Consider the following 26,174-nt stretch of genomic DNA (forward strand, 5'->3'; position numbering starts at 1 on the left):
TTCATAGTGTCATTTAGATTGTCTGATCGTATTCGCCCACGCCGGGTTCAGTTCGAATGACGGCGTCGATATCTGCGAAGATCGCGCGCATTTCATCCTCGCTTTCGCTGCTTTCGCAGACGACGACCAGATTGGGTGTATTGGATGACGCGCGAACGAGGCCCCAACTGCCATTGTCCAGAATGACCCGGGCTCCATTGACGGTCACGACCTCTTTGATAGCCCGCCCTGCGAAGTGTTCGCCGGCGTCGGCCTTGGCAACCAATTTTCCGACCAGGCGCTGCAGTATATCGTATTTCTCCGTATCCGCTGCGTACGGAGACATGGTGGGTGTCGACCATGTCCTTGGTAGTGCTTTCCGAAGGTCTGACATGCTTTTGTCCGGGTTGCGGTCCATCAGTTTGCAGATTTCCACCGCCACGCGCATTCCGCAGTCGTATCCGCGCCCGACCGGTTCGGCCAAGAAATAGTGTCCCGATTTCTCAAACCCAGCCAGCGCACCGATTTCCTTGACGCGGCGCTTCATATGGCTATGGCCGGTTTTCCAGTAGTCGGCTTTGACCCCAAGCGCTTGCAACTCGGGATCGCTGGCGAACAGCCCAGTGGATTTCACATCGGCTACAAAGGTCGAACCTGGATGCAGCTTGGCCAGATCACGGGCCATGATGACGCCGACCTTATCGGCAAATATCTCTTCGCCTTCGTCATCCACAACACCGCAACGATCGCCATCCCCATCAAACCCTAGCGCCAGGTCCGCGCCGCTGGATTTGACTGTGTCGGCCATGTCATGCAGCATTTCCATGGCTTCCGGGTTCGGATTGTAATTGGGGAAGGTGTAATCCAGCCGTGTATGGCTGGGCACAACCTCAACCCCGATCCTTTCGAAAATCTCGGGCGCGAAGGCGGCGGCGGTGCCGTTGCCGGTGGCACAAACCACTTTCAGCGGACGCGACATTTTGAAGTCACCGACCAGATCGTCGACATAGGCTTCCTTCACGCCATCGACGAATTCATATGACCCGCCCGGGCGTGCAACACCTTCCCCGTTCAGGACGATGTCGCGCAGTTCCGACATTTCGTCAGGGCCGTGGGTCAATGGGCGGTCAAAGCCCATTTTGACGCCGGTCCAACCGTTCGGGTTATGGCTTGCCGTGACCATCGCAACCGCCGGTACGTCCAGATGGAATTGCGCGAAATACGCCATCGGGCTGAGCGCTGGGCCGATATCTTTCACCTGAATACCCGCCTGCATAAGTCCAACGATCAGAGCGTTTTTGATCGACAGGGAATAATCGCGATAGTCATTTCCCACTGCAATCACGGGTTCGATCCCGCGTATGAGCATCTGTGTGCCCAGACCCAAACCCAGGGCCGTCATGCCTGGCAGATTGATCTCATCGGGGTATTTCCACCGCGCGTCATATTCGCGAAAGCCCGTGGGCTTGATCATCGGATCGCGTAGAAAGCTCCAGGTGTTTGGGGTCACCTCAGGCAAAGGCTTGGTCATCACAAATCTCAATCGTTAAATCTGAATTGGGTTTTCTTTGGCCAGCGCATCAAATCGCATCAATGTGTCAACCAGATGGCCCATTTGATCCAGAGGGATCATGTTCGGCCCATCTGAGGGGGCGGTGTCGGGATCCTGATGGGTTTCTATGAAAACGGCTCCGACGCCCAGAGATACAGCGGCTCGCGCCATCACCGGCGCAAACTCACGCTGTCCACCCGAGGAACCACCTTGGCCGCCGGGCTGTTGCACCGAGTGTGTCGCATCCATGACGACCGGATATCCGGTTTGCGCCATCTGCGGCAGCGATCGCAGGTCCGCGACCAGCGTATTGTAGCCAAACGAAGTTCCACGCTCGGTCAGCAGGATGTTCTGATTGCCGGTGCTTTCGATCTTAGTGACGATATTCGGCATTTCCCACGGGGCAAGAAACTGCCCTTTTTTTACGTTGACCGCTTTGCCGGTATTGCCCGCCGCCAGCAGCATGTCCGTCTGACGACACAGAAACGCAGGGATTTGCAGAATATCGACGGCCTCAGCCGCAATCGCGCATTGCGCTTCGGTATGGACATCGGTCAGTACCGGTATGCCCATGGTTTTGCGGATATCTTCCAGCACCTGCAGCCCGGACTCAATGCCCATGCCGCGCTTGCCGGACAGCGAGGTCCGGTTGGCTTTGTCATACGAGGCCTTGAACACATATTGCGCACCTACGGTGTCGCATGCCTCTTTCATGGTGCCGGCGATCATTTGGGCGTGATCGGCGGTTTCAAGCTGGCAAGGGCCGGCAATGATGGTCAGCGGAAGGTCGTTGCCAACCGTCAGGTCGGCTATTTTTACATGTTTCATGAGTCTTACGAGGATACCTGTTCACGAAGGACCGACGCGGTAAGCGAGATCATCAGGTAGATACCAGCAAATAACAGGAATGCCAAAATCGTATTTTCGAACTTGCGCGGATAGCTGGGCTCCTGGCTGGCGACCGGGTTCACCGAGACGGTCAGATACCGCACTTTCCGATTGGCCTCGGTCCGCGTGGCTTCCATTTGCTGCATTGCCGTTTGCAGCATCATGTCACGCGCCGCCAGATCGGCCTGAGCCATCTGGATTCGCACGCTCAAACGCGCCAGCGAATTTTCGCCCGCTGATACGTCCAGCATCTCGGCATTCAACTCATCAAGGACCGCTTGCAGCCGCGCGATATCTGCCCGTGTACCATCCACCTTGGCCTGGTTGGGGCGCGTATTATCGAGAAGCGCGGCCAATTGTAGTTCTTTGTCCTGCAGCTCGAATTCGAACTGATCGATCCTTCCTCGCAGGCTGGCGATCACACTTTGCGGGTCCAGTATCGCACCTTGTAGCTGCAGTTCGATCAGGTCTTCCTGAGCCTGTCTGCGTGCCTCTTGCGCAGCCTCAAAACTCGCCAAGGCATCGCGCATCTGGTCTTCGCGTTTCAATTCAGTCAGACCATTGATGGTCTCTTCCGCGTAAGAGATAAGCCGCCTGGACAAATCGACCGCTATCTCGGGGCTCGGCGCTGCGACCTCCATTCGGATGACGCCGTCACTAGGATCATATCCGATTGTGATCATACGCTTATAAAGCTTGTAGGTTTCTTCAAGCGTCGCATCAGCCGGCAATCGTTGGATCGGGTCTATCCAATCCTGCCGAAAAAACTCAGTAAATCCGACATCACGCTCAAGCCGTTCCAATGCATCCTTGGATTCCAGAAATTCCTGAGTGGACACGGAATCCTGCGCCGTCGCAAACTGCGTGCCCGCCAGAAATCCACCGAACGAGGCACCGCCGCCATCCGCTTGCAGGATCGAAAACACCGAGTCGCTGGCATACATCGGTGTCGCCACGCGATAGAAATAGTAGCCCACGATGAACGTTGGAATGAATACGAACACCGTCAATCGTGCGAATAACCCGGCAAGCTTGCGGCGTCGGCGGCGGGCGATGTCTTTCTGAATCTGCCCGATTTCATATTCACGGCGTTCAGCCGGGCTGAGTTCCGGCCCCGGCAGGTTCTTCTGCGAGTCCCTGGTCGTTTGCGGCAGGTGAATCTTTATATTGTCTTGCGCGGCGTCATCACCAGTTGGCTTGCCTTTGTCGGGAGCTGCCAGATCAAGCAGGTTTGTGCGCTGAAACGGATCAATTCCTTTCTTTCGTAACAGCCGGACCGCATCGTAGTCAGACGTCGCCGCCAGCCCGTTCTTGTGCGCCAGACGCCGCGCGACGCGCAATTGCCTCCCTGTCAGACCTTCGCGTTTGATCGCATCCAACTCGTTGCCCGGTTGCTGAGTGTCGTCAGCCGAGTCTGTGCCTTGGGTCGCCTTTCGGATGCGCGAAATGGCGTCCGAGCGTGCCTCGGCAGTGCCAGAACCGCGTGCCGTGCGGTCGGGATTGTATTTCCTAGCCTTGGGTTTGGTAGTCATAGAGCTGCTTTGCCTCTTCCAAGGTTTCAAACATGTAAAGCTGGCCGTCTACCAATACCGCAGCCTGCCGCGCGAATTTTTCAAGAAGCGAAGGGTTGTGCGATACAATCACCAAGGTTGTCGTGCGCAGCTTCTCTTTCAGAATGTCGCCCGCCTTCTTGTTGAACTCGACATCGGTTGTCGAGGGCATCCCCTCGTCAATCAGATACATATCGAAATCTAGGGCCAGCATCAGTGCAAATGTAAACCGGGCCCGCATTCCGGACGAATAGGTTCCGAGCGGCTGGTCGAAATACTCACCCAAGTTGCACAGCCATTTGCAGTAGGCTTCGACATAGTCGGGATCCATGCCGTAGATCTTCGCGATATAGCGTGCGTTCTCCAGCGCGGACAGGCGCTTGGCCACACCTCCTGCAAAGCCCATGGGGAAGGATACGCGGCAGTCGCGCCGAATCACGCCTTCGTCGGGCTTTTCCAGCCCTGCCATCATGTTGATCAACGTGGTCTTGCCGGTTCCGTTCGGGGCCAGCACGCCAAGAGATGTTCCAAGCTCGACCCGGAACGAGACCCGATCCAGAATCACCTTGCGGCGGGTTCCGGTCCAGAAAGACTTGCTGACATTTTCGAATTCCAGCATGTGCGGCCTGCAGATCGCTCGGGGTTTTGACGGTTTGAGGATCGGTGTGCTACCGATCCATGTTGGCCACATTATGTCGAAATATGAAACAAATGATCAATGCGCATCCGCGTTCATGACATTGATGTGTTGCAAGGACGGTTTCATTGGCTCGAGGGTAGATGATGCCTATCCTCATCGATGAACATTGCGAAAGCCTGTTGATCCGATGAATTCGCTGATTGAGGACATCCAAGCCTGCCGTTTGTGCGCGGATAGGTTCGCGCAGACCACGACTGCGCACCAGCCGCGCCCGGTGGTCTGGTTTCGCCCCGGTGCGCGCATTTTGATCGCAGGTCAGGCACCGGGCGCGCGCGTCCATGCTTCAGGGAAGCCTTTCACCGACCCTTCGGGTGACCGGCTACGGGATTGGCTGGGACTGGATGAGAACGCATTTTATGACCGTTCGCGCGTATCCATCGTGCCGATGGCGTTTTGCTTCCCCGGATACAATGAGCGCAAGGCCGACCTGCCTCCGCCGCCGATATGCGGGCGCACCTGGCATGACAAGGTGATGGCTGCGTTGGGAGAAGTACCGTTGACGATCCTCGTCGGGGGTCATGCCCATAAATATCATCTTGGCGTGAACACACCGGTCACCGAGACTGTTAGTCTTTGGCGAGACCATGCGCCGCGCGTCTTTGCCTTGCCTCACCCGTCCTGGCGCAATACGGCTTGGCTGAAGAAAAACCCCTGGTTCGAGGCCGAGCTGTTGCCGGTGCTACAGAAACGGGTGCACGAGGTTCTGAATGACTGAAGCCACAGCTTTGGATGCTGCACATGACGCCATGCAGGCGGCCCCGGAAGACGACAACGCTCGACTACGCTTTTTCGAAAGACTGGCCGATAGCGAGCTGTTCCTGATGCTGACCGAGGAAGCGAAGGATGAAAACATCTCGCCCGAGCTGTTCGATGTGGCGGATGGTCGTTTTGTTCTGGTGTTTGATCTTGAAGAACGACTGGCGGCATTTGCGGGTCGGCCGGTCCCCTATGTCGCTCTGTCGGGTCGTGTTCTTTCAGGGATGTTGTCGGGGCAGGGGGTCGGGCTGGGTCTGAACCTTGATGTTGCACCGTCGTCGATGTTGATCCCCGCTGAAGCGCTCGGTTGGTTGTCTGACACGCTGCAGCATGGTCCTAAGGAGGTGCAGCAGCGACTTGCCGAATTCTATCCGCCCTCCGGTCTGCCAGATGTTCTGTTGACCGCGCTTGATGCAAAGCTGGCGACGGCTGCAGGTCTGGCTGCGGCGGCGTTTCTGGTTGGGACAAAGACTGAAGATGGGGGGCAGGGCCATTTATTGGGTTTTGTTTCAGCGGTCGAAGGTGCGCAGCCAGCGCTTGCACGCGCCGTATCCGAGGCATTGACCTTTTCGGGGATCGAGGCCGGAGCGCTGGATGTTGGCTTTTTTGAAGTGCAGGATCCGGCTACTTCTGCCTTGGCAAAGGTTGGGCTGCGGTTCGATTTGCCCCAGCCTCAAGCGCCCAAAATGGAAAGGGCCGCGCCGGGCAGTGATCCCGAGCGGCCCCCAATATTGAAGTAGCGCAGGACGTTAGTCTGCCGCTTCCAGTTTATCCTGCGTGCGCGTCTCAAAATCGCTGGCGTCATGGCGTTCGTGCAACTGCGTATGCGGCTCTCCAAACGCACGATTGACCATCCGGCCGCGCTGAACGGCGGGGCGAGCATCGATGGTTTTGGCCCAACGCATCACGTTTTCATAGCTTTCGACATCCAGGAATTCTGCCGCATCATATAGACGGCCCAGAACAAGCTGCCCGTACCACGGCCAGATCGCCATGTCGGCGATGGTATAGTCCTGACCTGCAATATAAGGCTTATCGGCAAGTTCCAGTTCCAGCACATGCAACTGGCGTTTGGCCTCCATCGCGAAACGGTCGATCGGATATTGCCATTTCTCAGGCGCATAAGCGTAGAAGTGGCCAAAGCCACCGCCCAGATATGGCGCGCTGCCCATTTGCCAGAACAACCAGTTCATCACTTCTGTCCGCTCGGCACCGCTGGCGGGCAGAAACTCACCGAATTTCTCAGCGAGATGCAGCAAGATGGAGGCGCTCTCGAAAACGCGCACAGATGTTTCACCTGAATGATCCCACAGCGCCGGTATCTTCGAGTTAGGATTGGCCCCGACAAAGCCCGAGCTGAACTGATCACCTTCACCGATGTTGATCAGCCACGCATTGTATTCGGCCCCGGAATGGCCCAATGCCAAAAGCTCCTCCAGCATGACCGTAACCTTGACGCCGTTTGGGGTGGCGAGCGAATACAGTTGAAGCGGGTGCTTCCCGACCGGAAGATCCTTTTCGTGGGTCGCACCGGCTATGGGCCGGTTTATATTGGCAAAGCGTCCTCCGCTTTCGCTGTCCCAAGTCCAGACCTTTGGGGGTGTGTAAGTGGATTGTTCGCTCATCTTTTGCCTTTCTGCATCATTTGGCCAAAACGCGCCGCCTTCACAGCTAATATTGCAAAACTCAAAGTCCAACCCCGGATGTGGCGAGATATTTGTAACATTGCGCCTCGTTCACCTCACAAAACCCCTCTGGTTTTCACAGCGGCGCGAGGGGGTCTTCGCGCCGGGCCAAAATTACCTATTGTTTGACCAGACCCGCAGTTCGGGTGACCAGAAACCGTAAGGACATGAGGACCAATCACATGAAACGCTTTGCGCTGACCCTTGCCGCGACGATGGCTTTTGCCGTGCCCGCGTTCGCCGGAGAACAATATGTTGATGGCACCGGATTTGCCGTATCGGGATACGACGTTGTTGCTTACCGCAGCCTGGATCAGGTTCCTGTAGGCCAGTCGCAACCCGAGGCTGTTCGCGGTCGGGCCGACATCACCGCAGGCTATAATGGTGTTACCTGGGCGTTTGCGACCGAAGAGAACCGTGACAAGTTTCTGGAAAACCCGACCTTTTACGCACCGCAATATGATGGCCATTGTGCATACGGCGTGTCGAAAGGCGGCAAGGTTCCGGGCAACCCAAATCTGTGGCGTATTGTCGATGACAAGCTCTATCTGAACATCACTGATGTTGTTGTTGGTTTCTGGGAAGAGGATGTTCCGGCCAACATCGACCTGGCGGAAGGCAACTGGCCCGGAATCGAAGGGGATGCCGCTTCGACCAGCGTGATCCCGAAATTCACATCAGAAGGCCCGATTTCCAACTGATTCCGATTAATGAAAGAAAGCCCGGCCACTAAGGCCGGGCTTTTTTCGCTGGCGGGTTCTCTCACCCCGCCAACTCGAACATATCCCGCATGTGTTGATCCGCTTCGAACCGTATTGTTACACTCTTGGCACCGGGAAATTTCCTCTCACGTATCGGGTCAGGAATGACAATCTCACCGGAGCCCGAGCCCTTGGACCGAAAGGTCAGAATCTCTGTTTCTGACTTGCGGTAGCCGGAAAGGACCGAGGTTGGCAATGCAACGCGGTTAGACCCTTCGCAGACTGACGATGCAACGAAGTAGGTAAGATCGCGCCCGAAGCATCCGATTGCATCAGGAACATGGTCCGAAGATTCGCGGGCGCTTTTGGCGGCGTCCGGTTCACCTAGTTCCGATAAATCCTTCAGCGCGCGTTCGGGTTTTAACAGATCGTGACAAGCTTTGATTTCATCTGCGGCCAGTTCGATTACGCGTTTCTTCAGACGAGGACGACGCGGTGTAGAAGAATCTAAACCGTTTTTGCGTGTCCTCCCTTCTTTACGCAAAAAATCATAGGCTGATTTAGCATCCGAAAAACCGGAATAATCACCGTCGGTATGATCAGGATGATCGTGGAACGCGATTTTGCGCCAGGCTTCACGAATCTCGTTTGCGTTTGCATTTGGGGGCAGACCAAGAACCTGCAACGCTTCGGCCCGAGCCTGTACCTTGCTCACTGGCTTCATACTCAAAACACTCATAAAAACTACAACGGGGTCAGATTGCCATTGATCACATTTTTGTCAAATTTTTTCAGGAATTAGACTGAGGTAGGGCAACAGTTGACGGGTGCATATCGAGATTGTCGCCTGCGCAGCGGTTGTCGCAAACGAGCATGACAGACGACTGCCATGCCCGGCGATACAGGGCAAACGCAAAAACTGTGGGATCAGGCGACGTTCTGCAATTCGGTCTGGGGTGTAATGCCCAGGGCAAAACAGACATCCCGAGTAAGCTCAGGTCGGTTGAGCGTATAGAAATGCAGTTTGTCCACGCCGCCTTCTATCAGGTCCGAGCAGAGTTCGGTGCATAGCGCCGTCGCCAGAAGATCTTCGCGATCGTCCCGGATTGCTTTGTCAAATGCGTTCTCGATCCAGTCGGGAATGTGGGTGCCACAGCGTTTTGCAAAGTTACGCGCACCCTTCCAGTTCTCGATGGGAAGAATGCCCGGTACGATAGGCTTGTCGATCCCCGCTTTTTCGCAGGCATCGCGAAACCGGAAGAAGGTTTCAGCCTCGAAGAAGAATTGGGTCAACGCCTCGTCCGCGCCCGCATCCAGCTTGGCCTTTAACCAATCCACATCAGCGCGAGCATTGCTTGCTTCGGGATGTTTGTCCGGATAGGCGCCGACACGGATGCTGAACATCTCGGTCTCGGCCAGTGCAGAAATCAGTTCTACCGAGTTGGTGAAACCATCAGGGTGGGGGGCGAACCGGTCTTGACCTTTAGGGGGGTCGCCACGCAGGGCAACGATATCCTGAACGCCTGCGCGCGCGAATGTGTCTGCGATCTCAAGCGTCTCCTGACGCGAGGCATCGACACAGGTCAGATGCGCAGCAACAGGCAGCCCCGAGGATTTGTGCAAGGTTGCAACTGCATCACGCGTCAGCTCACGTGTTGTACCACCAGCACCATAGGTCACCGATACAAACCGTGGGTTCAGCGGCGCCAAGGTCTGAACCGTATCCCAAAGGCGAAACGAGGCCTCCAGAGTCTGCGGCGGGAAGAACTCGAATGAAATCTCAGGCTTGGTCATGTTGGCCTCGTAGCTGTCATTTATGCCCTTGTGCCATCAGATGCATTGTGAGACAAACTCATATTGTTCAACAACAACATGAGTTGCGTGAGTAATGCATATCGAATTTCGCCACTTACGGACGATCAAAGCTATCCACGAATGCGGTGGGCTTGCGCGTGCAGCTGATCAGCTAAACATCACGCAATCCGCACTAAGTCACCAGATCAAGGGGTTGGAAGATCAGGCCGGGGTCGAGCTGTTTTTACGTCGATCCAAGCCGATGAAGTTGTCGGCAGCTGGTTTGCGGCTGCTGCGTCTCGCTGAACAAATTCTGCCTCAGGTCGAGGCGATGCAGGATGAGTTTTCATCGCTGCGCGACGGTCGCACCGGTCGGATGCACATTGCGATCGAATGTCACGCTTGTTTCGAGTGGCTGTTTCCGGTGCTTGAAGCTTTCCGTAAATCCTGGTCAGACGTTGATGTGGATATCCGCCCGGGCCTTGCATTCGACGCGTTGCCCGCCTTGCAGAAAGAAGAGGTTGATCTGGTGGTGTCCTCTGACCCCGAAGATCTGCCGGGTGTCGAATTTGTCGAACTCTTTGACTACCAGGCCGTATTTGTCGCGGCGTCTTCGCATCCATTGGCTGAAAAGCCCTATATCGAAGCTGAAGATTTCCGAGGTCAGACACTGATTACCTACCCGGTCGAACGAACCCGGTTGGATGTTTTCAGTCAGTTGCTGATCCCGGCCCGGGTCGAGCCTGCCACCATCCGACAGGTTGAACTGACCGCTGTGATCTTGTTGTTGGTGGCTTCGAATAGGGGCATATCCGTTCTTCCGGACTGGGTGGTGCGCGAGGTAAAGTATAGCTCGGACTACGTCACGCGCCCGCTTACCAAAGATGGGATTACCCGCAGGTTATATGCTGCGGTCCGCAGCGAAGACCTTGAAAAACCCTTTGTGCAAGAGTTGGTGAAACTGGCGCGGACCGAGGCGCGTAAGCTTCAGACTCATTAACACCGGACGCAGATCAGCCATGCGCATCATTCCTCTTGGCAAGGGCGCGTTGCCCCAGTATACGCGCGGCTTGACCGGACAGGAGCCTATGGAAAATGGTTGGCAGTGCAAATCTCAACATCATGATCAAGGCCGCGCGCAAGGCGGGGCGTTCTCTGGTCAAGGATTTTCGTGAAGTCGAGAACCTGCAGGTGTCGATGAAAGGTGCGGGCGACTTTGTGTCGAAGGCCGATATCGCGGCCGAAGCCATCCTGAAAGAGGAATTGCTGGGTGCCCGTCCGACCTATGGTTGGCTGGCCGAAGAGGGCGGCGCGATTGACGGCGAAGACCCGACTCGTCGCTGGATCGTCGACCCGCTGGATGGGACCACCAACTTCCTGCACGGTCTGCCGCACTGGGCCGTTTCTATCGCGTTGGAACATAAGGGCAAGATCGTTTCGGGTGTGATCTATGACCCTGCCAAGGATGAGATGTTCTTTGCCGAAAAAGGCGAAGGTGCGTGGATGAACGACATGCGCATCCGTGTGTCGGGCCGCCATCGCATGATCGAGTCGATCTTCGCGACAGGTCTGCCATTCGGTGGCCGTTCGGACCTGCCTGCGACCTTGCAGGATCTGGCCCGTCTGATGCCTGCCTGTGCAGGTGTTCGTCGCTGGGGTGCTGCCGCGCTGGACATGGCCTATGTGGCCGCCGGTCGTTACGAAGGCTTTTGGGAGCGTCGCCTAAACGCCTGGGATCTGGCCGCAGGCATCATCATCGTGAAAGAGGCGGGCGGCTTTGTTCAGGCGCTGAACCCCGAAGGCAGCGTGCTTGAGGATGGCGAAGTGATCTGCGCCAATGAGCCGATCTTTGACAATTTCGCAAAGGTAATTCGGGGCTGATATTCAACCCCGGTCATTTGATCATGGTACGCGCGTCCGGTCCGGGCGCGCGTTTTGGTTTAGAAGTCGACCTCGATCGCGATCCCTTGCTGGACCGCCAGATCAACTGCCGCGCTGGCCACCGCAAGATCTTGCAGCCCCACGCCAGTACCGTCGAACACGGTCACCTCAGCCTCGGACACACGCCCGGAATGGGTGCCGTTGATGACCTCTCCGATCTGCCGGATATCGCCTTCGGCTTTCATTCCGGCAGCCACGGCATGCTGGCTTTCACCCAATGTCACGGCCTGCGCGACCTCGTCGGTAAAGACGCTTGCGCGGGCGATCAGGTCTGTGGCGACCTCTTGTTTGCCGACGGTATCAGTGCCCATACATGCGATGTGTGTGCCGTCGGAGACGTGCTCGGACATCAGTGTTGGCGCGAAGGAGGAGGTGATGGTGACAATCACGTCCGCCTGCACCATGCCGGGCATATCCACAGCCTCAAAAGGCAGCCCCGCTTCAGCCGCGACCTTTTCGAGATTTGGCAGCATTTCTGGATGCAAGTTCCAGCCTATGACTTTCTCAAAGTCCCGCTGTTCCAATGCCGCGCGCAATTGGAATGTCGCCTGATGCCCGGCGCCAACCATTCCGATCACCTTGGCATCCTTGAGTGCCAAATGGTTGATCGAAACCGACGAGGCTGCAGCCGTGCGCAGCGCGGTCAGCAGGTTGCCCCCAACGATGGCCCGAACGCGACCCGTATCTGGATCAAACAAAAACACGGTGGATTGGTGATTGATCAGCCCGTGCGTTTCCAGATTGTTTGGCCAATACCCGCCTGCTTTCAGGCCAAGGTTCATGCCCGCGCGATCAAACCCGCCCTTGAACCCATAGAGCGCATCCGCATGACCTATGGCCTCGCGCACGACCGGGAAGTTATAGGCATCCCCAGCCGCCATCGCGGCAAACACCTGCTCAACCGCAGTATAGCTTTCCTGTCGGCCTAACAGAGCGCCGATTTCCTTTTCAGGAACGATGATCATCGCGTTTGTCTTTCTTTTTGATGGCATTAGTAAGGGCGGTGCTAAACGTCCGCCCTTGCATTCATCTGTAATTCAATAGGCCTTGCCACGGGCAGAGACCGGCCAAAGCGCTTCAACCTTGCCGCCGCGCACACCCACGTACCAGTCATGAACGTTGCAGGTCGGGTCACAGTGGCCGGGCACCAGCCGCAGCTTGTCGTTAACCTTCAACACCCCATCCGGGTCACCAATCACGCCGTGTTCGTCCGAACACTTTAGGTATTCCACATCGTCCCGCCCAAAGATGAAGGGCAGGCCGCTATCGACGGATTGCGCCTTCAGGCCCGCATCGCAGATTGCCTTGTCCGCTTTGGCGTGGCTCATAACGCTGGTCAGAATGAACAAGGCGTTTTCCCATTCACCCTGATCGATCCGTTGACCGTCCTTGTCCAGAATCCGACCGTAATCGGCATCCATGAAGGCATAAGAGCCGCACTGCAGCTCGTTATAAACGCCCGAGTTGCTTTCGAAATAATAAGACCCCGTACCGCCGCCCGAAACCAGCTCGCAGTCGATCCCTTCAGCCTTCAATCCGTCGACGGCATCCTTGACCATGGCGATTGCGGTATCCAGTTTTTCTTTGCGTGCCTCATACGTATCCAGATGCTGCATCGCGCCTTGATAGGCCTGAATGCCGGTAAATTTCAGGTTAGGGGCGGCCTCAACCGCCTTGGCGATTTCGATCACGGCGGGGGTCGTGGTGACACCACAGCGGCCCGCGCCGCAGTCGATCTCGACAAAAACCTCCAATTCAGTGCCATGCTTAGCGGCAGCAGCAGAAAGGTCAGCGACGTTGTCCACATCGTCGACGCAAACGATTGTGCGTGCACCAAGCTTCGTCAGGCGCGCCAGTCGGTCGATCTTGGCCGGGTCCCGCACTTGGTTCGAGACCAGAATGTCTTTGATGCCGCCGCGCGCAAACACCTCGGCCTCAGACACTTTTTGGCAGCAGACGCCGACTGCGCCGCCCAGTTGTTCCTGCAATTTCGCGACGTCCACGGATTTGTGCATTTTGCCATGCACCCGGTGCCGCATCCCATGTGCCTTGGCATAGTCGCCCATCTTCTTGATGTTACGCTCGAGCGCGTCCAGATCAAGGATCAGGCAAGGCGTCTGGATTTCGGATTCATCCATGCCGATCGCGGCAGGGATGTCATAGCCAACTTCGAATTGATCACTGTTCATCGGTTTGTTCATCCTGTTTCTCCTTGCCCTTTCAGCCAGGGCAGCTTGTCCAGATCCACGTTGCCGCCGGTGATGATGACGCCGACGCGCTTGCCCCGGAAGGTGTCGGGGTTCTTGAGAATGGTGGCCAGAGGAACGGCCGAAGACGGCTCCATCACCACGCGCAAGTATTTCCAGGTGAGTTTCATTGCGTCGATGATCTCTTGCTCGGACGCCGTGAAGATGTCGGTCACATTGTTCGACACAAAGTGCCATGTGTTTTCCTTGAGCGGGACCAACAGCCCGTCCGCCACCGTTTTGGGGGCATCGTCCGCAATGATATGACCCGCTTTGAAGGAACGGTACGCATCGTCCGCCTGCTCAGGCTCAGCCGCATAGATCGCGGTTCCTGGTGCCAGGTTCGAGACCGTCAGACAGGTGCCTGAGACCATCCCGCCACCGCCGATTGGCGCGATCAACGCATCCAGGCCATCGGTCTGCTCAAGCAATTCAGCCGAACATGTGGCCTGACCAGTGATAACACGAGGGTCGTTGTACGGGTGCACGAACTCTCCGCCTGTTCGGGCCTGCACCTCGGCAAACGTTGCCTCGCGGGAAGAGGTGGATGGCTCACATTCAGTGATCGTACCACCAAAGCGTCGTACCGCGTCTTTCTTGGCCTGCGGCGCGGTGCGCGGCATCACCACATTGCATGGAATGCCCCGGCGACCAGCCGCATATGACAGCGACAGGGCGTGGTTCCCGCTTGAGTGGGTGCAAACACCCTTGGTCGCCATTTCATCGCTTAGGCCGAAGACCGCATTACTGGCACCGCGCACTTTGAATGCACCTGCTTCCTGAAAGTTCTCGCATTTGAAGAACAGCTGTGCGCCGGTCAATTCATTCAGATAGTCCGAGGTCATTACCGGTGTGCGTCGGATGTGCGGCCCGATCCTTTCGTGCGCAGCCTGTACGTCGGCATAGGTCAGTTCGGCGACGGGGATTTGATCCAACATGACTGTCCTTCCTAAGCTGCGGCTTTTGCGTGGCTGGTTGAGCTGGCGCGATAGAATTCCTGCGCCGCAGCAACCCCGCTGCCAAGCTTCACTGGGTAGTTCAGATCGGCCATGGCCATCTCGACCGTGGCCAGCCCCGACAGGACCATAACATCGGTCAGGCTGCCCAAGTGGCCAATGCGGAACGCTTTGCCATTCAACTCACCCAGACCAATGCCGAAGGATACCCCATAGGTGTTGAAGGCATGGTCAGTCAGTTCGTTGCTGTCGAAGCCTTCGGGCACAAAAATGGCGCTGACGGTATCCGAGTAGAGGTCAGGAGATTGTGCGACCAACTTCAGGCCCCAGGCCGCAGTCGCGCGGCGCACACCTTCGGCCAGACGGGTGTGGCGGGCATACACATTGTCCAACCCTTCCTCGAACAACATCTTAAGGCTTTCGCGCATACCGTAGATCAGCTGCAGCGGCGGAGTATAGGGAAAGCCGCCAGACGCATTTGCCGACATCATATCACGGAAATCAAAGAAGGTGCGTGGCAGTTGCGCGGTCTCTATCGACGCCAGTGCCTTGGGGCTAACGCATAGGATTGCCATGCCGGTGGCCAGCATGAACCCCTTTTGCGACCCCGAGACCGCAATATCCACGCCCCACCGGTCAAACTCGAACGGCATTGAGGCCAGAGAGCTCACGCAATCCACAAACATCATGGCCGGGTGATGTGCCGCATCCATCGCATTGCGCACAGCGCTGATATCGGAACGCACACCTGTCGCGGTTTCGTTATGCGTCACCAATACGGCCTTGATTTCATGCGCTTTATCCGCGGACAGGATGGCCTCGAACCTGTCGGCTGGCGCGCCTGCTCCCCATGGGCATTCAACAATCTGAACGTCCAACCCGTGTCTTTCGCACAGATCGATCCAGCGATGGCTGAAGACGCCGTAGCGGGCGACAAGAACCTTGTCACCGGGGCTGAGCGTATTTGTAATCGCTGCCTCCCAACCGCCCGTTCCGCTGGCTGGAAAAGTGACGATCTGGCCTTCGGTGGTTCCAAAGACCTGTTTTGTATCCTCCAGTACCGGGGCGAAGGTTTCAACGAAGTCCGGGGCGCGGTGGTCTTGCGTCTGAACCTGCATGGCAAGGCGCAAACGATCAGGAATATTGGTTGGGCCTGGGATAAAGACCGGGTTTTGATGCGACATAACTCAATCCTCTGCTTTGGACCCAAGTGTCGCTTGAACGGTTGTGTGTTGCAATTTTCTTGAAAAATATTTTCATTTTATCCGTTAAATTGATAAGGTGCTGAAACGGATAGGAATTCAGTTTATCAAAATGATCTCGGAGAATTCCGGGCCAAAAAAATTGGTTCGGGTTTACGGGGGAAAGTCCGAAAGCCAGGTGAGAAATGGAAACGCAAAAGCGACCGCGCGGCAGACCCAAATCGCTGTTTAAAGAAAGTTCGGCCGGGACCATGCAATCATTGGATCGGGCGCTGGGCGTACTTACCACCGTTGCCCGGCTAGAGCGCGTCGCGCTAAGCGATCTTGCCCGCGAGGTCGATGTACCGACGGCCACCACGCATCGCATTCTTGTGACACTGCAAAAACACGGATTCGTATCCTTTGATGAGGAACGGCAGGAATGGCTGGTCGGGATCGAAGCATATCGGACCGGTGCGTCTTTCCTGCGGCGCAACAGCGTTCTGGAAATCGGCAGGCCGATCCTGCGGCGTCTGATGCAAGACAGCGGTGAGACCGCAAATCTGGCCGTACCCGATGGAGCAGAGGTGGTCTTTGTCGGGCAGGTCGAAACTCAGAACCCCATCCGGGCCTTCTTTCCACCCGGTGCGCGGACGCCCATGTATGCGTCCGGTACAGGAAAGGCTATTCTCGCTGCGTTGAGCGAAGAGAGTTTAGGCAAAGTTCTGGGCCGGATTGATCCGGTTGCTTTCACTGAAAATACGCAGTTGCCCGCTTCGGGCCTGTATGCAGATCTGGCTGAAACTCGTACCCGAGGTTGGTCTTACGATCACGAAGAACGGTATGAAGGTATGTCTTGCATTGGTGCGGCCATCTTCAATGACAGGGCTGAGCCTTGCGCCGGTATCTCGGTATCCGGACCCACCGTAAGGTTCAGCCGTGAACGCGCGCCCGAGTTGGGCGATCTGGTTATGCGCGCGGCGCAAGAGATCACCCACCTGAGCGGCGGTAGGCTACCCAAGAGCTGACGCTTGATTATTTGCGCGGCACTCTGGGGATGCGTGATTGCGAGAGTTTGTACTTGTGTTCCGGATGCGGTGGATGGCCGTGGGTGCGGTTCCAGAACCCAGTCCCTCCGCGCCTGAGCCATAGGGGGATGCACAGGATCAAACCAACAAAGAACCCTCCGGTATGCGCCCAATAGGCAACGCCACCTTCATCGGGATTGCTGGAGAGGCTGCCAAGGAATTGCAGGCCCAGCCAGACACCCAGCATGATAAAGGCCGGGATAGTGAAGATCCGGATATAGACGATCAGAATCAGCAGGATATCTACGCGCGCTTTTGGGAAAAGCAGAAGATAGCCGCCCATGACACCAGCAATCGCTCCAGACGCGCCAATTGTTGGCACCACCGAATCCGGTGCCGAAATGACGTGAATCAGCCCCGCTCCGATTCCCGCCAGCAGATAGAACACGAGAAACAGCACATGCCCCATTTCGTCTTCGAGGTTATCGCCGAATATCCACAGAAACAGCATGTTTCCCGCCAGATGCATCCAGCCCCCATGCAGGAACATTGACGTCACGAGTGTCTCGAACCCATAGCCGTCAGTTATCCGGGCAGGAATGACCGCGTAGTCAATATAAAGCTGATTGATCAGCCGCGCATTCTCCATGACACCCACATAGCTGAGGAAGATCAGTATGTTCGCAGCCATAAGGGCATAAACAACAAACGGAGTACGCCCCGAAGGGTTATGGTCTCGGATCGGAAACATGGCGCGACGCTGGGCTTTTCGCCGCCCAGCGTCAAGGTCCGGTTATGCCGCACCTCCCAGAAGGGCGGCGTTGCCTCCGGCGGCGGTGGTGTCGACACAGACATGGCGTTCCCCCAGCACCCGAGCACGGTCGGGCTGCCCGGGGATCAGCGGGATGATCGGGCCATCGCGCCGGGCCAAATGCTGTTCGATCTGGCGGGCAGTGTCGTCGTCGCCCCACCACAGAACGCCCGAGAAACCGGTCAGGTTTTCAAGCCGGTGCAGATCCAGCATGCCCGTCATACGGATCGCTGGGCCGCCCAACGCTTTGACCGCATCCGCCTGTGCTTCGGCTGCCTCAGGCCCCGGACCCATGCACAAAAGCGGGGGGCGGGCATATTCGGTCAGGCGGTTCGATTCACCGGTGGGGCCAGGCAGCGATTGGGTGCTGGGCGTTGCAGGTTGCCCTTCGGGCGCACCTGGTTCAGCCGAACTGTCCCAGCGTCCCGAAGCATTCTGCCGATCAGGCGCGCAGAATCGCGCCATATAGTTCGGGCCGCCGGCCTTGGGGCCGGTACCGGACAGACCTTCGCCACCGAAGGGTTGCGAGCCGACGATCGCGCCGATCTGGTTGCGGTTGACGTAAATATTACCGGCATGGATCGCCTCGGTCACATGCTGCACCCGGTCGTCGATCCGAGTGTGCAGGCCGAAAGTCAGGCCGTACCCCGTGGCATTGATATCCGCAATGACCTTGTCGATATCTTGCGCCTTGAACCGGGCGACATGCAGAACCGGACCGAACACCTCGCGCTCTAGCGCCGAGATGCCGGGTATCTCGATCAGAGTCGGTGCGATAAATGTACCCTCAGGAGGCGTTGTCATCTCCTTCAGTACCCGTCCTTCTGAGCGGGCCTGGGCCACGTGGTCCGCGATGATTTGCCGGGCTTGCGCGTCAATGACCGGGCCGCAATCAGTTGATATCAGCCAAGGATCGCCCACATGCAAAGCGCCCATCGCCCCTTGCAACATGGTCAGAACGTCCTCGGCAATATCCTCTTGCAGATAAAGACAACGCAGGGCCGAGCACCGCTGGCCTGCCGATTGGAACGCGCTTTCGATAATCGATTGGACCGCTTGTTCCGGCAAAGCGGTGCTGTCTACGATCATGGCGTTCAGACCGCCGGTCTCGGCGATCAATGACGTACCCGGCCGCATGTGCTGCGCCATTGCTGATCGGATTTTCAGCGCGGTCGCGGTGGAACCGGTAAAGGCCACACCAGAGACGCGTTCGTCCGAAGTTAGCGCCGCACCCACCTTCGGCCCGCCCGGAAGAAGTTGCAGCGCATCGCGTGGAACGCCTGCTTCATGCATCAGTTGAATGGCACGATGGGCGATCAATGGCGTTTGCGGGGCAGGGGCTGCCAGCACAGCGTTGCCGGTGGCCAACGCAGCCGATATCTGCCCGGTGAAGATCGCCAGAGGGAAGTTCCATGGGCTGATGCAGGTGAATATTCCGGCGGGTTTGGCGGCAGGAATATTGGCGGCGTAGTAGCGCAGGAAATCAACCGCTTCGCGCAGCTCGGCTACCGCATCGGGCACGGATTTTCCGGCTTCGCGGGCGAGCAGGGCAAACAGCTCTCCAAAATGCGCTTCGTAGAGATCGGCTGCTTTATTTAGAATGTCAGCGCGCTTCTCGGCTGAGGCCTGCCATGGGCAAGCGCTGGCCAATGCCAGTTCCACGTCTTCGGGGCTGGCCGCAGCAACCGAACCGGGACGATCCAATGGTTGCGCGGGATTGATCACGGGAGTGTCTGCCAAAGGCAGTGCATCATCCGACAGCAAAGGTCGGGCGTACCAATGATGGGCGCGGAAGGCGTCGCGTGCGATGTCAATCTGGTCCAGCGTCGGCGTATGGCGCAGATCAAAACCTTTCGAGTTTGGGCGTTCCGGTGCGAACAACTCAGGCCCGGTTGGCAGCGGTTTGCCAGGTGTTTGAACGGCCACGAACGGATCTGCGGCAACGGTTTCTGGGGCGACTTCCTCATCAACGATCTGATTGACGAACGAGGAATTTGCCCCGTTTTCCAGAAGGCGACGCACCAGATAGGCCAACAGATCCCGATGTGCGCCGACCGGAGCATAGATACGGCAGCGCGAGGTCCGCTTGTTGCGCACGATCTGATGCAGGGTCTCACCCATCCCGTGCAGGCGCTGGAATTCGAATGGCTGGCCGTCCGCCATATGTAGGATAGCGCTGACCGTATGGGCGTTATGCGTGGCAAATTGCGGATAGACACGGTCGGTCATTCCCAGCAGCTTGCGGGCGTTGGCGATATAGGACACATCCGTCGCCGCCTTATCGGTGAAGACCGGAAAACCATCGACGCCCTCGACTTGCGCGCGCTTGATCTCGGTATCCCAATAAGCGCCCTTGACCAGCCGTACCATCAGCTTGCGGTCGTGCCGCTGGGCCATCTCATAGAGCGTATCCAGCACCAACCCGGCGCATGGGCCGTAGGCTTGCACGACGATGCCGAACCCGTCCCAACCGGCCAGTGCAGGCTCTGCCATAACTTCTTCGATCACCTGCAGCGAGAGCGACAGGCGATCTGCCTCTTCCGCGTCAACGTTCAGCCCCATGCCCGCTGCCTTGGCCAGCAAAGCCAGCGCGCGCAGCCGGGGCACCAGTTCGTCCATCACCCGTTGTTCCTGTGCCAGCTCATAACGGGGGTGCAGGGCCGACAGCTTGACCGAGATGCCCGGATTTTCGCGAATGTCTTTATGGGTGCAGGCCTCGGCAATAGCGGCGATCGCGCGCGAGTAAGACAGGTGATAGCGGGCAGCATCGGCCTCGGTCCGTGCCGCCTCGCCCAGCATGTCGTACGAGTAGGTATAGCCCTTATCTTCCATTCCTTTGGCGCGCTTCATGGCGGATTGAATGGTTTCGCCCAAAACGAACTGACGCCCCATTTCTTTCATCGCACGACCAACGGCGGTGCGGATCACTGGTTCACCCAGCCGCTTGATGGCCCCGCGCAGCGCGCCGACGGGCGAGGATTTGTCTTCGTCCAGGACCCGGCCTGTTAGCATCAACGCCCATGTCGACGCGTTCACCAGTGACGAGGATGATTGTCCCAGATGTTTTCCCCAGTCTGACGGGGCGATCTTGTCTTCGATCAGTGCGTCAATGGTATCCGCATCTGGCACACGCAACAGCGCTTCGGCCAAACACATAAGCGCAACGCCTTCATCAGTGGATAGGCCGTATTCAGCCAGAAACACTTCCATCATGCCAGGCGACGTGCTTGAGCGGATGTCGCGCACCAGCTGTGCTGCAGCCTCACAAATGGCCGTTCGGTCGGCCTCTGACAGCTTGGCCTGAGAGATCAGCGCGTCCAGTACAGTGGACTGGTCGGCATAAGTTTGAGTGTCGATTTTGGTGCGTAGGCTGTGTGACATGTGTACTCCGGGGCTTTTGCCTAATATAACCGCCTATAGTCAGGAGAATGGACCGAATTTTCTCGAATTCTGGTCGAATTGGCTGAAATATAGGAGCTTAATCATGCAAAACGACTTGTCCAGCCTTGATCGCTTTGACCGCGCGATCCTTACGGCATTAGCTGAAGATGGCCGCATCTCAGTGACGGACCTTGCGCGCAGGATCGGCTTGTCAAAATCGCCGACACAGGCGCGGCTCAAGCGGCTTGAGGCTGACGGGATCATCACAGGCTATCGCGCCATGTTGGACCCGATCCGTCTGGGCCTTGACCATGTGGCCTTTGTCGAGGTGCGTCTCACAGATACTCGTGAAAAGGCACTGGCCGAGTTCAATGCAGCGGTGCGCAGAGTTGCTGAGATTGAACAGGCTCATATGATCGCGTCCAACTTTGATTATCTGCTTAAAATCCGCACCCGATCGATGACGGAATACCGCACGGTGCTAGCCGAGAAAATCTCATCCCTGCCGCATGTTGCCAACACCTCCACCTTCGTTGCGATGGAGGCGGTGAAAGAAACCGGGTTGCTGGCTCCGCTATAAAGCAGTTGACCTAAACGACTGATGGATCAGGTTAGAGAGGATGAAAAACGTACTTATCGTTGCCATACTCGCTGGTTCTGCCGCTCAGGCTTCTGCAGATTGCCCGGTTGCGCCGGATCATATCTCTGGCGTCGACGCCCTGATTACGCAAGCCCAAACCGCGTCGTCTGAGCGCGAGGCGCGGGGCATTTCGGGACGGATGTGGCAACTCTGGACCGATGCGCCGGACGCCCGATCTCAAACCCTGTTGGATCGCGGGATGTCTCTGCGCGAGTCTTGGGATTTGACCGGTGCGCTGGCCGAGTTTGACGCTCTGGTCGCTTATTGCCCGGATTATGCCGAGGGGTACAATCAACGGGCATTCGTCAACTATTTGCAGCAGGATTACGGTGCGGCCCTGATCGATCTGGATCGGGCCATTGAGCTGTCCCCGAACCATGTAGCGGCGCTTAGCGGGCGGGCATTATCGCTGTTGGGTCTCAAGCGGCTGGACGAAGCGCGAACGGCGCTGAACCATGCACTCGAACTGAACCCGTGGCTTTCAGAGCGTGCCTTGCTTGCGCCGGGCGGGCTGCTTGATCCACCGGGTGAGGATATTTGAATTGAGACGAAAAAGCGCCCCGGAACCGAAGTTCAGGAGCGCTTTTGATGCAAGGACTTGATTAGCCGACCAGCCCGTTGTCGGTGCGTTTGATCGCAATCACCGACGAACGCGGCGTACCGCCATCGGGCCAATTGCTGCCCGGATGCTGGATGCCAACAAACATGGTGCGCAGGTCGGTCGACCAGGCCAGACCGGTGACTTCACAGCCATTCGGGCCGGTCATGAAGCGCACAATCTCCCCGGTCACGGGATCGCCAACTAGCATCTGGTTATTGCCGTTTCCTGCGAATTCTCCCTCGTTGTCATCATTCCCGTCTGTCTGAATCCAGACCAGACCGGTCGAATCGATGGCCATGCCGTCGGGTGAGTTGAACAGGTTGCCTTCGTTCACATTTGCCGATCCGCCACGGTTATCCGAATGAACAGTTGGGTTTCCGGCCATGACATAGAGATCCCAATCAAAGCCAGTGGCCGCGTGATCTTCATCCGCTGGACGCCAGCGCACGATCTGGCCGTATTTGTTGGCCTCGCGCGGGTTAGGGCCGTTTACCGCAGTGTCATCGCCCCCAGCATTTGGCTTAACTCCACGGTTCTTGTTGTTGGTCAGGCAGCAATATGCCTCGACCGCAACAGGGCTTGAGGCCACCCATTCCGGGCGGTCCATTGTGGTGCCGCCCGCAGCCGATGCGGCCATACGGGTAAAGATCAGAATTTCGGCCGCGTCCATGCCGGTTGTTTCCGGCGTCAGCGGCAGCCATTCGCCGCTCATGTCGTCATTGAACTTGGCGACATATAGCGTGCCGTCATTCAACAAGCCCTGAGTGTCGACACCGGGCGCATAGGCCGCGTTCGAGACAAACCTGTAAAGATACTCGCCACGTTCATCGTCGCCCATATAGACCACGACACGACCGTCCGCAGCCAGCGCGACCTCAGCATTTTCATGCTTGAAGCGACCAAGGCCGGTGTGCTTGACCGGAGTGCTGTCGGGTTTGGTCGGGTCGATTTCAACGATCCAGCCTGCGCGGTGCGGCTCATTGGGGTTTTTTGAGGTGTCGAAGCGGGGATCAAACAGCTCGTAGCCATTCCAGCTTTCGGCCTTGATGCCATAGCGTTTCATGCCGTCTGCGACCTTCTGGTCATAGCTGGCGTTTTCGTCAGAGGAACCAAAGTAGCCGTTGAAATTTTCTTCACAGGTCAGGTAGGTGCCCCATGGTGTCTTGCCGGAACCGCAGTTGTTCATGGTGCCCAGCGACGCGGTTCCTGTCGGATCGGCCTCGGTCTTCAGTAGGTCATGACCAGCGGCGGGGCCGACGATCTTCATCGGAGTGTTATGGTGGATCCGGCGGTTGAAGGGGCTGTCCTTAACGACCGCCCAGCCCGTAGGGCCTTCCTTGATCTCCATTACTGTCACGCCCTGGATGTTCTGCAACTTCAAAACGTCATCGGCACTGGTCGGAACACCTTCCTGCGCGGCAGGCAGGTTGATCTTGCGGTTCGGGTACTCGTGGTTGATCGCAATCAGCTCGTGACCCCGGAACGAGAATGTCTCCATCCCATCCGTATTCTCGCCAAAAACCTTGTCCGAGTTTTCAACCTTACCGCCATCGGTCAAATCGTATCCATCGGCCTCGGAAAACAGCGGATCGCCCCAGCGCATTAGCATCTTCCACTCATAACCTTCCGGAACGTGGACTGTCCCATCGGTCTGGGCGGGAATCGGCGTGAAGGCAAAGCGTTGTGCATCGACCGCCTGTGCTGAAGTTGAGCCCAACAAACCAGCGCCCATCGCCGCAGCGCCCGACCCAAATGCCACAACTCCTGACAGGAAACCCCGTCGCGAGATAGCGCTTTCAACCACGCGGTCGAAGTCGTGTTCATCCGGGCGGGGGAAGTGCAACTCATCCCAATCGTCGGCGGAAAGGGTGGTGAGATCGACGTCTGTCATGGATAGCTCCTGGCTGTCTGAATTGGGTTTTGGTGAACAGCGTATATTCACGTAACATGACAGTTTGTTTTCAAACCGCAGGTTGAGTTATTCTCCATTTCGAAAACATCAGTTCAAAACAGGTAGTTTTCAATTGCTCCGCTCAATTTGGGTTGGCTGAGAACACTTGATATCCGCCCTCGTTGGCGAAAATAAGATTGATATCCCAGCCCGCAGTCTTGAAACTGTCTTCGATACGTCGCCAAAACGGTCGATCCAGAACAATGATGTAATCAATCTTACGTTCCCGCCCCAACACATCAAATGCTCGCCATCGTTCTTTACCATTCGAGGGGGCAGTGAATTCCTCGTGAAATTTGATCGCGGAAGGCGACTTCAAGCCGACAAGATCAACGAACCGAATGTTTTGATTCGAGACTGTTGAGGCGATCTTCCAGGGTATAAAGCCTGCGTCGTGAACACCTACTACAGAATTCGACGGTAAATTCTCAGTCATCCATTCCGCTGTAATAAGACGCTCTTCGCTACCCGATTTCCATTGTATGGTGTAGACTGGCCAACTGCTTGTCGCAAAAGCGTATACCGACAGGAGGGCACCGATCACAAAGACCGGGGCCGAAGAAACTTGACGCGCCGTCAGGACCGCTGTCCAAGATGCAATTGCAATTGGTAGCAACGGATACAGGTAGCGGAAATCGTTGTGATACAGAGCACCCGGTAGTTTCAGAGCTGATGAGAGCACAAAAATTCCGAAAAAAGCTAAGGCAACCCAGCCTCCCCTAAGGAATGGTGCGAAGACCAAGCCCGAGAAAACCACAAGCAGATTGGTCTCGACCACGGCGCGCAGAGCGACCATCAGTCGACTAGAGAAAACTTCACCTTTCTCTGCAAAAAAAGCCTCTTTCGCGCCGGCGGTATCAGGCCAAACACTGCCTAGAATCAGAACGCTCACAAGTGCCAAGATTATGTAGGCGGATGCGGAAATGAAAAAAATCTTGACGCAGTACGCGTAGTTGATCGGCTTCACGACGATGATAGAAATGAACAAGAGAGCAGAAAGAACGTAAAACTCCGGTCTGATAAAAGGCATTATGCCAATCAATATCGATAGCGCGACGTGGCGATTGGTTTGGCGTAGAAAAAAGGCCCAAGTGATGGCTGCCATTGCCATACCAGTCTCTAGGCCATTCATAAGGTGGAGCCACGCGAATCCTAATAAGAGACCCGCAATCGACCCAGATGCTGCAACAATCCGAGAGCCTGACACGGAACACAGTAACAACCATAACCCAATCATATATGCGCCGGCGCTTAGAACGCTCAAGGCCAAGCTGGCCTCTGGTGTAGTGGTGAATTGCGATAAAAAGGCCAGCACGAGAAAATGAACCAAGCTACTTGCGCCGGTCGGACCATCATTGCCGTAAAGATCTGAGCGCCCCGAAAGAAACAGATCCACGTTTCCGATTGTTATATAGGCATCATCCAAAGGCATCCATACGGGCGACTGCTGCGAGAGTGTCAACACGATCAGGCAAGTGAACACTAAGGCTGGGATAAGCACACATAGTGTTTTTCTCCAGTGTGAGTTAGATGCCGGAATCAAGTTACTTCCCTTGCGTTTGGTGGTGACCCAGATCTGTTTTCCATCGCTAATTAACGACCATTGAATTGCCACGACTTCCCTTTTTGCCGCCCATCTGAAAATTTCTTGAAGATCGTGTCATTGATGTCGTGCGCCGTATCTGAGGCTGAAAACACAACTTCGCGCTTGACGATGGTTGGTACATAAAATAATCAGCGCAAGCACTGAGCGGGTATAGCTTAATGGTAAAGCCCCTGCCTTCCAAGCAGGCTATGTCGGTTCGATTCCGTCTACCCGCTCCAACTCAGCCC

The 26,174-nt window shown here is 56.6% G+C and carries 23 protein-coding genes and 1 tRNA gene; 9 read left to right on the forward strand and 15 right to left on the reverse strand.

Translation table 11 applies throughout. The annotated features are described in order from the left end of the window. Positions 1-13: 13 nt before the first annotated feature. Genes ACR0BI_RS12960 through ACR0BI_RS12975 form a run of 4 tightly spaced genes read right to left on the reverse strand, consistent with a single transcriptional unit; the run spans position 14 to position 4,588 of the window. Entirely contained in the window at positions 14-1,510 is a 1,497-nt protein-coding gene (locus ACR0BI_RS12960) for a phosphomannomutase/phosphoglucomutase (protein ID WP_480562417.1), read from the reverse strand. Positions 1,511-1,525: 15 nt separating this feature from the next. Then, on the reverse strand, positions 1,526-2,359 hold the full coding sequence (gene kdsA, locus ACR0BI_RS12965) for a 3-deoxy-8-phosphooctulonate synthase (protein WP_480562416.1): 834 nt from the start codon (positions 2,357-2,359) through the stop codon (positions 1,526-1,528). A gap of 5 nt (positions 2,360-2,364) precedes the next feature. Further along, positions 2,365-3,951, reverse strand: a complete 1,587-nt coding sequence (locus ACR0BI_RS12970; protein ID WP_170512443.1) for a capsule biosynthesis protein — start codon at positions 3,949-3,951, stop codon at positions 2,365-2,367. Continuing rightward, positions 3,929-4,588 carry an ABC transporter ATP-binding protein gene (locus tag ACR0BI_RS12975; RefSeq protein ID WP_170392311.1) on the reverse strand — a complete coding sequence of 220 codons (660 nt, stop codon included), beginning with the start codon at positions 4,586-4,588 and terminating at the stop codon, positions 3,929-3,931. The genes ACR0BI_RS12970 and ACR0BI_RS12975 overlap by 23 nt, the downstream gene beginning before the upstream one ends. Before the next feature lie 208 nt (positions 4,589-4,796). Between ACR0BI_RS12975 and ACR0BI_RS12980 the strand changes: the two genes are divergently transcribed. Together ACR0BI_RS12980 and ACR0BI_RS12985 are read left to right on the forward strand one after the other, a co-directional pair. After that, positions 4,797-5,384: a uracil-DNA glycosylase family protein gene (locus tag ACR0BI_RS12980; protein WP_170512441.1), complete on the forward strand. Its 588-nt coding sequence runs from the start codon at positions 4,797-4,799 to the stop codon at positions 5,382-5,384. Beyond that, entirely contained in the window at positions 5,377-6,165 is a 789-nt protein-coding gene (locus ACR0BI_RS12985; protein WP_170401714.1) for an SseB family protein, read from the forward strand. Before ACR0BI_RS12980 ends, ACR0BI_RS12985 begins: the two co-directional genes overlap by 8 nt. Before the next feature lie 9 nt (positions 6,166-6,174). Here ACR0BI_RS12985 and yghU read toward each other — a convergent pair whose 3' ends face one another. Beyond that, a complete protein-coding gene (gene yghU, locus ACR0BI_RS12990) occupies positions 6,175-7,050 on the reverse strand; it encodes a glutathione-dependent disulfide-bond oxidoreductase (protein ID WP_480562415.1) in 876 nt (291 codons plus the stop codon). Between the two features lie 242 nt (positions 7,051-7,292). Here yghU and ACR0BI_RS12995 point away from each other — a divergent pair, with 242 nt between their 5' ends. Continuing rightward, complete coding sequence (locus ACR0BI_RS12995) at positions 7,293-7,811, forward strand: YHS domain-containing (seleno)protein (protein ID WP_480562414.1); 519 nt, start codon at positions 7,293-7,295, stop codon at positions 7,809-7,811. A 61-nt stretch (positions 7,812-7,872) separates the two neighbouring features. Here ACR0BI_RS12995 and ACR0BI_RS13000 read toward each other — a convergent pair whose 3' ends face one another. After that, entirely contained in the window at positions 7,873-8,535 is a 663-nt protein-coding gene (locus ACR0BI_RS13000; protein ID WP_170818809.1) for a J domain-containing protein, read from the reverse strand. 203 nt (positions 8,536-8,738) lie between these two features. After that, the gene (gene metF, locus ACR0BI_RS13005; RefSeq protein ID WP_170392298.1) at positions 8,739-9,605 is read right to left on the reverse strand and encodes a methylenetetrahydrofolate reductase [NAD(P)H]; all 867 of its coding nucleotides are present in this window, start codon (positions 9,603-9,605) and stop codon (positions 8,739-8,741) included. Between the two features lie 94 nt (positions 9,606-9,699). On the opposite strand from metF, the gene ACR0BI_RS13010 reads away from it, so the two are divergent. Both ACR0BI_RS13010 and ACR0BI_RS13015 read left to right on the forward strand, forming a co-directional pair. Then, positions 9,700-10,605, forward strand: coding sequence for a LysR family transcriptional regulator (locus ACR0BI_RS13010; protein ID WP_170392297.1), 906 nt, complete (start codon positions 9,700-9,702; stop codon positions 10,603-10,605). 95 nt (positions 10,606-10,700) lie between these two features. Continuing rightward, positions 10,701-11,486 carry an inositol monophosphatase family protein gene (locus tag ACR0BI_RS13015; protein WP_170392295.1) on the forward strand — a complete coding sequence of 262 codons (786 nt, stop codon included), beginning with the start codon at positions 10,701-10,703 and terminating at the stop codon, positions 11,484-11,486. 59 nt (positions 11,487-11,545) lie between these two features. Here the strand turns inward: ACR0BI_RS13015 and bhcD are convergent, their stop codons facing one another. From bhcD to bhcA, 4 genes are all read right to left on the reverse strand, one after another. Then, positions 11,546-12,511 carry an iminosuccinate reductase BhcD gene (gene bhcD / locus ACR0BI_RS13020; RefSeq protein WP_170392292.1) on the reverse strand — a complete coding sequence of 322 codons (966 nt, stop codon included), beginning with the start codon at positions 12,509-12,511 and terminating at the stop codon, positions 11,546-11,548. A gap of 72 nt (positions 12,512-12,583) precedes the next feature. Further along, positions 12,584-13,747 carry a 3-hydroxy-D-aspartate aldolase BhcC gene (gene bhcC, locus ACR0BI_RS13025; protein ID WP_170392290.1) on the reverse strand — a complete coding sequence of 388 codons (1,164 nt, stop codon included), beginning with the start codon at positions 13,745-13,747 and terminating at the stop codon, positions 12,584-12,586. Next, on the reverse strand, positions 13,744-14,730 hold the full coding sequence (bhcB, locus tag ACR0BI_RS13030) for a beta-hydroxyaspartate dehydratase BhcB (protein ID WP_480562413.1): 987 nt from the start codon (positions 14,728-14,730) through the stop codon (positions 13,744-13,746). Before bhcB ends, bhcC begins: the two co-directional genes overlap by 4 nt. An 11-nt stretch (positions 14,731-14,741) precedes the next feature. Further along, complete coding sequence (bhcA, locus tag ACR0BI_RS13035; protein WP_480562412.1) at positions 14,742-15,932, reverse strand: L-aspartate--glyoxylate aminotransferase BhcA; 1,191 nt, start codon at positions 15,930-15,932, stop codon at positions 14,742-14,744. A 203-nt stretch (positions 15,933-16,135) separates the two neighbouring features. Between bhcA and ACR0BI_RS13040 the strand changes: the two genes are divergently transcribed. Continuing rightward, positions 16,136-16,957, forward strand: coding sequence for an IclR family transcriptional regulator (locus ACR0BI_RS13040; protein WP_170401678.1), 822 nt, complete (start codon positions 16,136-16,138; stop codon positions 16,955-16,957). A 7-nt stretch (positions 16,958-16,964) separates the two neighbouring features. On the opposite strand, the gene ACR0BI_RS13045 is transcribed toward ACR0BI_RS13040, so the two are convergent. Beyond that, a complete protein-coding gene (locus ACR0BI_RS13045) occupies positions 16,965-17,708 on the reverse strand; it encodes a rhomboid family intramembrane serine protease (protein WP_170392282.1) in 744 nt (247 codons plus the stop codon). A gap of 42 nt (positions 17,709-17,750) precedes the next feature. Beyond that, entirely contained in the window at positions 17,751-21,149 is a 3,399-nt protein-coding gene (gene putA / locus ACR0BI_RS13050) for a bifunctional proline dehydrogenase/L-glutamate gamma-semialdehyde dehydrogenase PutA (RefSeq protein WP_480562411.1), read from the reverse strand. Between the two features lie 103 nt (positions 21,150-21,252). On the opposite strand from putA, the gene ACR0BI_RS13055 reads away from it, so the two are divergent. After that, positions 21,253-21,729 carry a winged helix-turn-helix transcriptional regulator gene (locus ACR0BI_RS13055; protein WP_170401672.1) on the forward strand — a complete coding sequence of 159 codons (477 nt, stop codon included), beginning with the start codon at positions 21,253-21,255 and terminating at the stop codon, positions 21,727-21,729. A gap of 40 nt (positions 21,730-21,769) precedes the next feature. Next, positions 21,770-22,330, forward strand: a complete 561-nt coding sequence (locus tag ACR0BI_RS13060; RefSeq protein WP_170392277.1) for a tetratricopeptide repeat protein — start codon at positions 21,770-21,772, stop codon at positions 22,328-22,330. A gap of 61 nt (positions 22,331-22,391) precedes the next feature. On the opposite strand, the gene ACR0BI_RS13065 is transcribed toward ACR0BI_RS13060, so the two are convergent. Both ACR0BI_RS13065 and ACR0BI_RS13070 read right to left on the reverse strand, forming a co-directional pair. Then, positions 22,392-24,281, reverse strand: a complete 1,890-nt coding sequence (locus tag ACR0BI_RS13065) for a PhoX family protein (RefSeq protein WP_480562410.1) — start codon at positions 24,279-24,281, stop codon at positions 22,392-22,394. A gap of 142 nt (positions 24,282-24,423) precedes the next feature. Continuing rightward, positions 24,424-25,956 carry a hypothetical protein gene (locus ACR0BI_RS13070; protein WP_170818802.1) on the reverse strand — a complete coding sequence of 511 codons (1,533 nt, stop codon included), beginning with the start codon at positions 25,954-25,956 and terminating at the stop codon, positions 24,424-24,426. Positions 25,957-26,091: 135 nt separating this feature from the next. Here ACR0BI_RS13070 and ACR0BI_RS13075 point away from each other — a divergent pair. After that, positions 26,092-26,165 (forward strand) — tRNA-Gly (locus ACR0BI_RS13075). Positions 26,166-26,174 lie beyond the last annotated feature (9 nt).

The sequence above is a fragment of the Ruegeria sp. E5 genome, from assembly GCF_056534105.1.